Annotated in this window: 9 protein-coding genes, 1 pseudogene and 1 other annotated feature; of the genes and pseudogenes, 1 reads left to right on the plus strand and 9 read right to left on the minus strand. The window is 33.7% G+C overall.

All coding sequences use genetic code 11. The features are described 5' to 3' along the window. Positions 1 to 118 precede the first annotated feature (118 nt). From E2558_RS04820 to E2558_RS04850, 7 genes and pseudogenes are all read right to left on the minus strand, one after another. The gene (locus E2558_RS04820; RefSeq protein ID WP_000517973.1) at positions 119 to 502 is read right to left on the minus strand and encodes a DUF6262 family protein; all 384 of its coding nucleotides are present in this window, start codon (positions 500 to 502) and stop codon (positions 119 to 121) included. Beyond that, complete coding sequence (locus tag E2558_RS04825; protein WP_000178564.1) at positions 503 to 2,401, minus strand: tyrosine-type recombinase/integrase; 1,899 nt, start codon at positions 2,399 to 2,401, stop codon at positions 503 to 505. Continuing rightward, the gene (locus tag E2558_RS04830) at positions 2,398 to 3,483 is read right to left on the minus strand and encodes a tyrosine-type recombinase/integrase (protein ID WP_000867968.1); all 1,086 of its coding nucleotides are present in this window, start codon (positions 3,481 to 3,483) and stop codon (positions 2,398 to 2,400) included. Before E2558_RS04830 ends, E2558_RS04825 begins: the two co-directional genes overlap by 4 nt. Before the next feature lie 133 nt (positions 3,484 to 3,616). Continuing rightward, a pseudogene (gene radC / locus E2558_RS04835) lies at positions 3,617 to 4,156 on the minus strand (RadC family protein); the annotation flags it as partial. Between the two features lie 14 nt (positions 4,157 to 4,170). Next, positions 4,171 to 4,860, minus strand: a complete 690-nt coding sequence (locus E2558_RS12605; protein ID WP_126567055.1) for a prepilin peptidase — start codon at positions 4,858 to 4,860, stop codon at positions 4,171 to 4,173. 213 nt (positions 4,861 to 5,073) lie between these two features. Continuing rightward, complete coding sequence (locus tag E2558_RS04845; RefSeq protein ID WP_126567056.1) at positions 5,074 to 6,333, minus strand: bifunctional folylpolyglutamate synthase/dihydrofolate synthase; 1,260 nt, start codon at positions 6,331 to 6,333, stop codon at positions 5,074 to 5,076. 11 nt (positions 6,334 to 6,344) lie between these two features. Next, on the minus strand, positions 6,345 to 8,975 hold the full coding sequence (locus E2558_RS04850; protein WP_126567057.1) for a valine--tRNA ligase: 2,631 nt from the start codon (positions 8,973 to 8,975) through the stop codon (positions 6,345 to 6,347). 40 nt (positions 8,976 to 9,015) lie between these two features. Further along, positions 9,016 to 9,242 (minus strand) — a binding site (T-box leader). A gap of 61 nt (positions 9,243 to 9,303) precedes the next feature. Here E2558_RS04850 and E2558_RS04855 point away from each other — a divergent pair. Continuing rightward, positions 9,304 to 9,864: a DNA-3-methyladenine glycosylase I gene (locus tag E2558_RS04855; RefSeq protein ID WP_126567058.1), complete on the plus strand. Its 561-nt coding sequence runs from the start codon at positions 9,304 to 9,306 to the stop codon at positions 9,862 to 9,864. A gap of 34 nt (positions 9,865 to 9,898) precedes the next feature. On the opposite strand, the gene E2558_RS04860 is transcribed toward E2558_RS04855, so the two are convergent. Together E2558_RS04860 and hemL are read right to left on the minus strand one after the other, a co-directional pair. Beyond that, a complete protein-coding gene (locus E2558_RS04860; RefSeq protein WP_126567059.1) occupies positions 9,899 to 10,960 on the minus strand; it encodes an AbrB family transcriptional regulator in 1,062 nt (353 codons plus the stop codon). A 69-nt stretch (positions 10,961 to 11,029) separates the two neighbouring features. Continuing rightward, the gene (gene hemL, locus E2558_RS04865; protein ID WP_126567060.1) at positions 11,030 to 12,313 is read right to left on the minus strand and encodes a glutamate-1-semialdehyde 2,1-aminomutase; all 1,284 of its coding nucleotides are present in this window, start codon (positions 12,311 to 12,313) and stop codon (positions 11,030 to 11,032) included. Positions 12,314 to 12,322 lie beyond the last annotated feature (9 nt).

A 12,322-nucleotide genomic window follows, 5' to 3' on the forward strand; every position in this document is an offset into this window, starting at 1 on the left:
TACTTTCAAAAATAGGATTAGTTAATCATGTAGTTGGTTCACCCTTTCCTTCGTCTAATTAAATTTACCTTAAACAAATGACGGGGAAATGTCAAATGTTTAAGTCAGAGTATTCTTTCTAGTCTTTAAAATAAAGCTCACCATATAATTTCTGAACTTGATTTTTCAATTGACCATTTTCTTCCTCTAATTCTTTTATCCTCGCTTTTAGCGTTTTGATAAGTATTTCTTCTGATTTTTTATTTTTCTTTATAGGCGTAGAGTTCAATCTTTTTCCATTGAGTTGGCGATGTCGGATATTTTCAATTTGTTTTCTTATATCACTTTCTTTATACAACCAAGATTTCGAGACTTTTGCTTCTGCAGCTACTGTATTAAAATTTATAGTTTTGCCTTCTAATGACATTTTTGAAATTATCTTTTCTACATTTAGTCTAGTATTGTGACTTTTTTCTTTTGCCAGTTGAATAATCTTATCAGTATTCCTTGATTGTTTCCCCATTTACTCCGTCTCCTTTAAGCTGCCTATTATCTGCTCTAGTCGCTCTTGTACACGAGAATTGGTTTCAATCTGTCGTTGCCATTGTTTCTCTTTTGCGATAGCTAATAATTCCTTAGTATGAGCTAAGTGATCTTTATGTTGCGATAAGAACTTTTTGCTTGTACAGAAGTGTGTGCAGTCTAAACAAGCATTGGCGTGAGGACAAGGACCAGCGATTATCGGGAGTCGACAATAGCCATTGGGCAATACCTGAGCGTTAATGTTCTTCTTGAACCATTGAAGATCAGTTTTATTGGCTTCTTCGGATTCTTCTATGTCAATAATGCTGCCCTGATTTGTCACAAGCGTCTCTTTGAATTTAGAGAACTCTTCCTTTAATGTTTCATCGAAAATGTGGGCATATCTGCTCGTCATTTCCGGGCTTTCATGTCCTAAAAATTTCTGGACAATATGTTGAGGAATGCCATTATTAATCATTCTTGTACCAACGGTATGCCGAAATGCGTGTGCGTGGAATCTAAAAACGCTTCCTGCTCGATCCACGATATTTTTCTTATGTGCCACCTCGTTTAGTTCCCGTCTAAAAGTATCCTGTTTCAATGGAGAGCCATCTTTACGAGGAAAGAGGTATTCACATCCACCAAACTCCTCTGACACATGCTTTTCATGTGCCTTAATAAGACCAGCTACCTCTCTCGATATCGGAATAGTATGTTCTTTTTTCATTTTCCATTGGTAATATTTTAAAAAGTAATCACCTTCCTTATCTTCGAGAAGGCAATCTCTTTTCAAAGTACACAACTCACTGATTCTCATACCACCTTCTTGAATGATCATTACCATAGTTGCTATATAAGCAGGTAAATCATCTAAATGACTGTTTAATTGCTCCAAAACGTATTCATCAATATATCTCGGTGTTGCTTTCGGTACCTTAGGATAATCTTCTTGGAAAACTAGTATCTTTGAAGGAACGTCATTCCAATCAAACTTCTGAATTGTAGTAAAGAAACCGTCCAAAACCGATATTTTCCCCATTAAAGTGCTCGGTTTAATTCCTGATTTATTCAGTTCTGCCAAGTAGTGTTCAATTTGCTCTCGGGTAAGCTGATGAAGTCTTGTTAAATGTTTATAATTTTTATTAAGAAATACAAAAAACTCTTTCAACCTGCCTGCGATATCGCTTACATGAGAAAAGCTCACGGTGTTTAATTTGAGCTTGCAATATCGTTTTGTCAGCTCTCTGTAATAAATACTAGGAATCTCTTTGAAAGATACGAGATACTCATATTGAGTGGGATTGACTTTATCAGAAGGTAGATTCATTTTTCTTCTATCCCAAACATCCTTTTCCCATTCTTCTCCGTCAAAATAATAATCTTCATAAAACTCCATAAACTGCTTAAGATTTGTCACATAGTATGAATTTGCCTTTACTGTGATTCTTTCTTGTTTGGCATTTAGCTTGTGATTGGTAGTTGTTATTCTGACTCCTTGCTCTACTAAGTAAGTCCTGTATTCAGTCATAGCTTTTTCAATTGGTACTTCTGTGATTGACTCTATGTGAGGATATTTCATATCTAAGAAACCCAACATTTTATTAATTACAGTTCCTTTTCTAATCCACACGGTTTTAGCATTCCAAACCTCATTGGTCATGTGGTAATAGAAAAAGAATTTCAATTCGGTTCTTAACCACAAATTTTCAACTCGGTCAAAATTTACCCATCGGTTTCTTAAAGATGGGCTTTTAGAAAGTTCGATTGCTGAAGGTAGTGGGCACTTTCTGATATCCCATCTATCATCAGCCCAATATCCTTCTAATTTGCTGTTCATTTCTGCTATTTTTTTACCAATTGCTACAGAGCTTATAATTTTTCTTTTGGTATTCATCGTCATTTATCTCTCCCTTCAAGATACTTTTTAAATTCTTCTTTCATATCTTGGTTAGAGAGGTGGACGTATGTGTTTAAAGTGGTCTGAACCTGTGCGTGTCCTAATCTTTTTTGGACGTAAGCAGCATCCCAACCATTTCTAATCAGTTCTGTCGCATGGGTATGGCGTAACGTATGAGGTGTAAACACAATACCTGTTCTTTTATTCAACCGCCGAACGAGATCGAGTACACTTTGATATTTTAAAGGCTGCCCAAAATGCGATTCTTTTAATGCTATAAATACATAATCATGCTCTAATTCATCGTAGTATTCATGCACAAGATAGTCTGTATAGAGAGCCATTAACTCTTTGCTAACATGGATTACTCTTTCTTTTCTAAGCTTTATGTAAGCTCCATTCAGACTTTCTTCTCTAGGTGTTATGTGAACCTGATTATCCCAAGTCACTATGTCTGCCAGTCTTAGAGACAAAACCTCTCCTATTCGCATCCCACCTTCATACATAAGCATTATGATTAATTTATCTCTGAGGGTGTGACAGGCTTCTACGATTTCTTTTACCTCTGAATGATTTAGTGTCCTAATCATTTTCTTTTTTTCCCTTAACTTCAATACGTTTCTTTTATATGGCTTTCCTTTACTCACATGATGGAGAAATCCTTTGTAGTTTCTGCCTCGTGTTTCATTGAACAAATCAAGCATTTTAAAGCCACCAGAACGACTCAAATATTCTAGATAACTAATCACGGCATTAAGAATAGCATTAACAGTAGATTCCTCTCTTTTAGCTTCTTTTGGGTGAATGTCAATAACATTCGCGTTTTCTGTGGGGTTACGTAACCATCCTACAAAATTCGCCAACTCGTCAAACTGAATTTCGTCTAACGAGATTTTTCTTTGCTGCATAAACACATAAAATAACTTTAGGTGGTAACAATATGTTTTTATAGTGTTGGGTGACTTATTAGTATTATCTAGATATTTAATGAAGCTCATAACCGGTTCAACTACTTCAAATTGTTCATCAAGCAATATAAATAGTGGATAAGCTTTATTATCCACTACTATTTTTTGCACTTTCATTTTTCCTCCCCCACTTTGAATACTTTATATACTTTATATTTCTCCTATTGATATAATGTACCCAAAGTAGTATATCATCCATTATACTTTCTTTAAATACTTTAAGTACTATAGATTAGTATACTACGTTTAAGACATCACCAGAAGGATGGTTATGTACTACAATAATTGCATTACTTGACGCTCTAATTGCTGCATTAAATACTTCTCTAGGATGTATTACAGATGAATTTAACGTTCCCTTATAAATTACTTCTTCTTTCATAACAACGTTTTTTGAATTTAAAAATAGTGCAACAAAATGTTCCTGTGTTAAATCCTTCATTTTAGCCATCATCATATCAGCAACATCTTTAGGTGATTTAATTTTAACTTTTTCATGTGTACTTCTTGTATTCATTCTTTCCCCTAATTCAAATGCTGCTTTTAAGGTAGTTGCTTTATAAGTACCTATCCCTTTTATTCTTACTAAATCATCAATAGATAATTGCTTTAGTTCTTTTAAATTTGGATATTTGTTCATAATATCATTCGCTATATCAATACTAGAGTATCCTTGGCGTCCAGTATTAATTAAAATCGCTAATAATTCGCTATTAGATAAGCTTTTTGCGCCTTGTTGAATCAGTCGTTCTCTAGGTAATTCAGTAGCTGCCATGTCCTTAATTTTCAAAAAAATCAACCTTTCTATAAATAAACTAAAAGATAGGGATAGAAATAATTTGCAAATAGATAACCAATAAAGATAAAAGGAATAAAAGGGAGGTTCGAAGATTTCTTAATTAAAATTGTAAAGAATGCGAATGGCATTGCAGTTAATAATGCAAATAAAAGAAAAATGCAAAAGAAGTTATAGGGATAAAAGAGAGATAGCATACTTAATAAGAGAATATCACCATAGCCAATTTGATTTGGCATAATCAAAAAACATGTGTGTAATATTAGGGAGAAAATTAGAAAAGTGAAGATATAAACATGCGATATAAATAAAGAAATAATGGCTAATATAATTATAAGATTCATATTAACGGTCTTAGTATCAATATCATAAAGTGCCATTGATAATAGAAATAAAGATGTGGTTAAAAACAATGGGAAATGTATAGAGGAAGGAATATAACATGAAACTGGGATAATTAGAAATGCTAAAAGTTCACCTATAAAATAATTTGTATTAAGCCGATATCCACAACAGTTAGACTGCCCTTTCAAGCAAATAAAACTAATAATAGGTAAGAGTTCAAACCATTTCAAAAGTTGGTGACAGTTATCGCACTTGGAACGCAATTTAAAGTAATTGAAAGAGAGTTTATTAATCGAGCTCAATTGATATAAGTAGCTAAAAAGAACACTACATAAGTAAGAAAGTATATACATGAAACATCTCCTTTCAATTATTGTAGCAAAAATACGGTAAAAGTAAACTGTATAATTTTATTAATATATAGATTTATTATAAAAATTAATGTATTTCTTACTTTAAAGTTCTAAATATTAATTTCTGCAGATAAACGCAATTTAAAAAACCACCTAATCAACGTCTATACTTAAAATAGTACGTTATTAAGTGGTTAAATAACTTTATGAAATTTAAAATTGTGTTTTAGCTTTTACTTCACTAATGAAATACAAACTACCAGTAATTAACAATCCTTCACCTTCATATTGATTGATAAATTCAACATAATCGTCGACAAATTGAATATTATCAATATTAATACTTTCGGCAAGTTCATCTTTGCTAAGTGCTTTAGGGAAATCAAATTCAGTGAAGTAAATTGTATTAGCTACTTCCGATAATTTATTCAACATACCTGAAACTGGTTTTCCTTTAATAGCTGAGAATAGAATGTCCATTTTAGTGTCGTAATAATTTTTAATTGTGTCTATTAAAGCTTCTACACTTTCATTATTATGAGCACCATCAATAATAATTAATGGATTTTCTTTCACTTTCTCAATTCGGCCAGTCCACGTTACACTCTCAATAGCATCAATCATTTTATTGAAATCTAATTCAATGACATCTTCTTCGTTAAGTTCGATTAATGCGGTAATAGCTAACGCAGCATTTTCTTTTTGATGTTCACCTAACATATTTAAGATAATCGTTTCTAACTCATAGTCTTTATAACGATAAGTAAACTCATCATCTTGTGATAGCACTACAATTTCACGATCTAATTCCATAGGCTTAGCATCATTACTTTCAGCTAAATCACGAATATATTTAAGTGCTTCTTCATTTTTCACCGCATAAATCACTGGTGTATTAGGTTTAATAATCGCACCTTTGTCTTTAGCGATATCTAAGTAAGTATTACCTAAAATATCCGTATGATCTAATCCAATACTTGTTAAAATTGAAAGAATTGGTTTGAATACATTAGTAGAATCATTTTTAATTCCAAGACCAGCTTCCACTACAACGAAATCGACTGGATGAATTTCTCCAAAGTATAAAAACATCATAGTCGTAATTATTTCAAATTCTGTAGCGCCACCTAGTTCAGTTTCTTGTTCTAATGCCTCACTCACAGGTTTGACACGTTCAACTAATTCAACTATTTCATCATTCGTAATAGGATGACCATTTAAACTTATTCTTTCATTAAATGTTTCAATAAATGGTGAAGTAAATGTTCCTACTTCATAGCCATTTTCAACAAGAGCAGCTCTTAAATAAGCAACTGTAGAGCCTTTGCCATTTGTACCACCAACATGAATGCCTCGAATATTTAATTGAGGGTTGTTCAAACGATCCAGCATCCATTCCATTCTTTTCACACCGGGTTTGATACCAAATTTTGTTCGTTCATGTATCCAATACAAACTATCTAGGTAATTCATTGGCGATTCTCCTATGCTTTTAATTGTTCGATTCTAGTTTTTACACCATCATATTTTTCTTGATAACGTTGTTGTTTTTCTCTTTCTTCGTTAATAACTTTTTCAGGCGCTTTATTAACAAAGTTTTCGTTAGATAATTTTTTATCAACTCTATCTAATTCTTTTTGTAATTTATCTAATTCTTTTTCAAGACGAGCGATTTCTTTGTCCATATCGATTAAGCCTTCTAAAGGAAGAACGACTTTCCCTGCTTCTACCACTGCTGTCATAGCTTTTTCTGGAATATCAATATTTGTATCAATGACTAACTCGCTTGGATTACAGAATTTATGAATATAATCTGCATTTTCATTAAGTGTCGCTTTCACGTCTTCATCTTTTGCTTGGATGAAAATTGGTATAGATTTAGAAAGCGGTGTATTAACTTCAACACGAGATTGTCTAACTGATTTAATAATTTCAACAAGTTGTTGCATTGTTTGTTTACTGTCTTCAAAGCTAAATTCTTCTTTAACAGTTGGCCAAGATGCTTTTACAATTGTTTCTCCTTCATGAGGAAGACTTTGCCAAATCTTTTCAGTGACAAATGGCATGAACGGATGTAGCATACGCATAATTTGATCTAATGTGTAACTTAATACAGAACGTGTCGTTTGTTTTTGAGCTTCATCGTCTCCATTCATTGGAATTTTACTCATTTCGATGTACCAATCACAGAATTCGTCCCAAATGAAGTTATATAATGCTCGGCCTACTTCACCAAATTCATATTTATCACTTAAGTGTGTGACTGTTTCAATTGTTTCATTTAAACGCGTTAAAATCCATTTATCTGCTAGAGATAAATTACCAGATAAATCGATATCGTTGTAGTTAAAGTTATCACCAATATTCATTAAACTGAAACGCGCACCGTTCCAAATTTTATTGATGAAATTCCATACTGATTCTACTTTTTCAGTAGAATAACGTAAATCATGACCTGGAGATGAACCAGTAGCTAAGAAGTAACGCAAGCTGTCTGCGCCATATTCTTCGATAACATCCATTGGGTCAACACCATTACCTAATGATTTACTCATCTTACGGCCATCTTCAGCACGAACTAAACCGTGTAATAATACGTCGTTAAACGGACGACGATCAGTAAATTCTAGACCTTGGAAGATCATTCTTGCTACCCAGAAGAAGATAATGTCATATCCTGTTACAAGCGCATTTGTAGGATAGTAACGTTTAAAGTCTTCTGCTTCTTCATTTGGCCAACCAAGCGTAGAGAATGGCCATAACGCACTTGAGAACCAAGTGTCTAATACATCTTCGTCTTGTTGCCAGTTTTCAATATCTTCTGGTGCTTCTTCGCCAACATAAACTTCGCCTGTTTCTTTATGATACCAAGCTGGAATTTGATGGCCCCACCATAATTGACGAGAAATCGTCCAATCTCTAATTTCTTCCATCCAGCGGTTGAATGTATTTTCAAAGCGAGGTGGATAGAAATCAATACGATTATCTGTGTTTTGATTATCTAATGCTCTTTGAGCAAGTGGTTTCATTTTAACGAACCATTGTGTAGATAAATAAGGTTCAACTACAGCGCCCGAACGTTCTGAGTGACCTACTGAGTGCATGTGCTCTTCAATTTTAATAACTAAATCTTGTGCTTTTAAATCTTCTACTAATTGTTTACGGCATTCAAAGCGGTCTAAACCTGCATATGTATCAGCTTTATCGTTCATTTTACCGTTTTCATCCATAACGATGATGTTTTCTAAATCATGACGTTGTCCGATTTCAAAGTCATTTGGGTCGTGTGCAGGTGTTACTTTCATAGCACCACTACCAAATTCAATATCAACATATTCATCTGCTAAAATTGGTAATTCACGACCAACAATAGGTAAAATAACTTTTTTACCAATAACATCCTTATAACGTTCATCATTAGGGTTAACAACGATAGCTGTATCTCCTAACATCGTTTCAGGACGTGTTGTAGCAATTTCAATATAACCTTCACCGTCAGCATATGGATATTTAAAATGATAAAAATGACCTTGAACATCTTCATGGATTACTTCAATATCAGATAATGCTGTTCTAGCTGCGGGATCCCAGTTGATTATGCGTTCTCCACGATAAATAATGCCTTTATTGTAAAGGTCAACGAATACTTTCCTAACAGCTTGACTTAAACCATCATCTAAAGTAAAGCGTTCTCTACTATAGTCTAAACCTAAACCTAATTTAGCCCATTGTTGACGAATAAAAGAAGCATATTCTTCTTTCCAAGACCAAGCGTGTTCTAAGAACTTCTCACGGCCAATATCATGGCGAGAAATGCCTTGTTCTTTTAATTTTGCATCTACTTTAGCTTGTGTAGCAATACCCGCATGATCCATACCAGGAAGATATAACGTATCGTAACCTTGCATTCTTTTCATACGTGTAATGATATCTTGTAACGTTGTATCCCATGCATGACCAAGATGTAACTTACCAGTTACATTTGGTGGAGGAATAACAATCGTATAAGTGTCTTTTGATTTATCTTCTGAGGGTTTGAAATACCCATTTTTAACCCATTCTTCGTAACGACCCGCTTCAACTTCGCGCGGATTATACTTAGGTTCCATGTTCATAGAAAAAACCTCCTAATTATAAAAAAACACCCCTCCTAAAAAATAGGACGGATGTTCCGTGGTACCACCTAAATTCAAGCTTAAAATTCTCGATTGAAAACTTTAACCTTGCACTTAATTATGATTAACGCTCAAACACGCTTTTATTTACTACATAAGTTCAATAAAAGTTCAAGTGGGCTACCTTCAGTAAGAATGCTATACATATTTCCACCAACCATATGCTCTCTTTGCTATCATTCAAACTTACTCTTCCCATAAATATATTTAATTACTTATTTATAGTATAATGGAAAGCCTAATAAGTCAATCTCTTGGAGGTATATTTATGAACGAATGTGCGTTCGGTACAAAGGATCCCATTTATCTTGAATATCACGATCACGTATGGGGACAGCCATTATATGATAGTAAAGCGCTATTTAAACTTTTGGCGTTAGAGTCTCAACATGCTGGATTGTCATGGTTGACGATTTTAAAGAAAAAATCTTCCTATGAAGAAGCATTTTATAATTTTGAACCTGAAAAAGTAGCAAGTATGACTCACGAAGATATTGATAAATTAATGGAGTTTCCTAACATAGTTCATAATCGTAAAAAATTAGAAGCTATTGTATCTCAAGCGAAAGGTTATCTTGAAATTGAAAAAGAACATGGTAATTTTAGTGATTACTTATGGTCATGTGTCAATCATCAACCTATTGACTTCCATTATCGACATGCGTCTGAAAGAATTACTGTTGATGAGCGTGCTACACAATTATCTAAAGACCTAAAGAAATATGGATTTAAATTTTTAGGTCCAGTCACCGTATTTTCATTTTTAGAAGCGGCTGGTTTATATGATGCTCACTTGGAAACTTGTCCTTACAAGCCTCAACATAAATAGAAAAATAGCAAACGCTCGTATATACGAGTATTCGCTATTTTTTTATACTTCTTTTCATGAAAAATCCTATAATTGGAGCAACGAGGAATAAGATGAAGAAAATTCTAAATATGTGGAAACTCGAAATCATAGCTACATCGGCCCCTGTGGCTATTGCTACAAGCACAATTTGACTCATTCCACCAGGTGCGCCCCCTAAAAACAACTCATTCATTGAACTATGAGTAAATAAATGTACGATAAATACCATTAAGAATGCACTAATGATTAAAAGAACATTTTGATAAATGATCGCTATGGCAAGACGCCCTTTCAAATCTCCTAATAATTTAGCAATTTGTAGTCCAATTCTAATCATATAAATCAATTGTGCTGATGCAAGAATACCATTATCTAAAGTAAATGTTGCATGTGTAGATAAATTCCATACTACTAAAACAGCTATTGGTGCCAATAATTGTTTAGTTGGAAAATGAATCTTCGCCATTATAAAGTAAACAATACCGATTGTAATAGCTAAAAATAGAATTTGAGAAATATTTAGAGCTTCAGTTAACGGTGGCGCCTTACTTACAGTTTGATTGCTAGTATCTCCACTACTGAAAAAATATGAGATAAACGGAACTAAGACTACCACAAATATAACTCGAGATGTTTGTGTTAAACTCACTACAAGAATATTCGCTCTTTTATTCTCTTCAGCCATAATTAGCATTTGACTTAGTGCGCCAGGAATAACACTTAATATTGCTGTTTCAGTATTAACTTGAGCTATTTTTTTGAAAAAATATGCAATTAATAATGAGAGCAATATGAGTAATATCGTGACAACTACAATCGTTAACCAATCATTTTTAATATCGTTAATCACTTTCTTAGTAAAAGTAGATCCTATTTGAACCCCTAGTAAAATTAAACCAATTTGACTGAGCCAAAATGGCCATTGAACTTTCAACTTAAAAACTTTTACTACTAATATAGCAGCAATAATGGGACCAAACATGAATGGTAAAAGGATATGAGCAAAATGCAAGATTAAACTCATAACGACAGCAGTAATAAATAAAATTAAATTATTGCGTCTTAATATCCACATTAACGCTCACTTCTTTCATTAAAATGAGGTTAAGACTAAAGTCTTAACCTCACATTATTTTATATTAAATTATACAATGCGACTTAATGCATTATCAAATGCTTGAATTGTTTTTTCAATATCCTCTTTAGTATGCGCAGTAGATAAGAATGTACCTTCGAATTGTGATGGCGGTAAGAAGATGCCTTCTTTAGCCATTTCACGATACATATTGCTAAAGAGTTCTAAGTCACTCTTATTCGCTTGTTCGAAATTAGTTACTGGACCCTCATTCAAGAAGTAACCAATCATAGAGCCCGCTCTGTTAACTGTAATAGGCACATTATGTTTCGCAAAGACTTCTTTTAAACCTTTTTCTAATATATCACCAAGTTCTTGGAAATAATCGTAAGATTCTGGAGTTAGTTGACTAAGTGTTTCATATCCACTAGTCATAGCTAAAGGATTTCCAGATAATGTACCAGCTTGATAAATGTTTCCTACAGGTGCAATGCTATCCATAATTTCTTTTTTACCACCAAAGGCACCTACTGGTAAGCCACCGCCAATTACTTTTCCTAAGCAAGTAATATCAGGTGTTACACCAAAGTAACCTTGTGCACAATTATAGCCTACGCGGAAACCAGTCATTACTTCATCAAAGATAAGTAAAGAACCATATTCAGATGTAATATCTCTAATTCCTTCTAAGAAACCTTCTAGAGGTGGCACTACGCCCATATTTCCTGCGACAGGTTCTACTATAACGCCTGCAATATCATCGCCATAATTCTCAAATGCAACTTTAATTGCATCTAAATCATTGTAAGGCACAGTTATTGTATTTTTAGCAGTACCTTCTGGCACACCTGGAGAATCAGGTAAACCTAATGTTGCTACACCAGAACCCGCTTTAATAAGCAATGAATCACTGTGTCCATGATAGCAACCTTCAAATTTAACAATTTTGTTTCTACCTGTGTAACCACGTGCAAGACGTAATGCAGCTAATGTAGCTTCAGTTCCTGAAGATACCATACGCACTTTCTCAATAGATGGTACACGGTCGATAACTAATTCTGCTAATCGATTCTCTTCAAGCGTAGAAGCACCAAAGCTTGTACCTTTATCCACCGCTTCATGTAACTTCTCAATCACTTGCTTGTTTTTATGTCCTAAGATTAAAGGACCCCAACTTAATACATAATCAATATATTCATTACCATCGATATCATATATTCTAGAGCCTTCAGCATGATCCATAAAAATTGCTGGTGTATCAACAGATTTAAATGCTCTAACTGGGCTATTCACCCCACCAGGCATTAAATTTTCGGCAATTTTCATTGCTTCTTGTGATTTTTCATATCCCATATTTAGTCC

This window comes from Staphylococcus pragensis (genome assembly GCF_004785665.1).
Lineage (GTDB): Bacteria > Bacillota > Bacilli > Staphylococcales > Staphylococcaceae > Staphylococcus > Staphylococcus pragensis.

Excerpts from the sequence above, each read along its gene's own strand:
- E2558_RS04825 (WP_000178564.1), bottom strand. The coding sequence starts at position 2,401 with ATGACGATGAATACCAAAAGAAAAATTATAAGCTCTGTAGCAATTGGT.
- E2558_RS04855 (WP_126567058.1), top strand. The coding sequence starts at position 9,304 with ATGAACGAATGTGCGTTCGGTACAAAGGATCCCATTTATCTTGAATAT.
- E2558_RS04845 (WP_126567056.1), bottom strand. The coding sequence starts at position 6,333 with ATGAATTACCTAGATAGTTTGTATTGGATACATGAACGAACAAAATTT.
- E2558_RS04860 (WP_126567059.1), bottom strand. The coding sequence starts at position 10,960 with ATGTGGATATTAAGACGCAATAATTTAATTTTATTTATTACTGCTGTC.
- E2558_RS12605 (WP_126567055.1), bottom strand. The coding sequence starts at position 4,860 with ATGTATATACTTTCTTACTTATGTAGTGTTCTTTTTAGCTACTTATAT.
- E2558_RS04830 (WP_000867968.1), bottom strand. The coding sequence starts at position 3,483 with ATGAAAGTGCAAAAAATAGTAGTGGATAATAAAGCTTATCCACTATTT.
- hemL (WP_126567060.1), bottom strand. The coding sequence starts at position 12,313 with ATGGGATATGAAAAATCACAAGAAGCAATGAAAATTGCCGAAAATTTA.
- E2558_RS04820 (WP_000517973.1), bottom strand. The coding sequence starts at position 502 with ATGGGGAAACAATCAAGGAATACTGATAAGATTATTCAACTGGCAAAA.
- E2558_RS04850 (WP_126567057.1), bottom strand. The coding sequence starts at position 8,975 with ATGAACATGGAACCTAAGTATAATCCGCGCGAAGTTGAAGCGGGTCGT.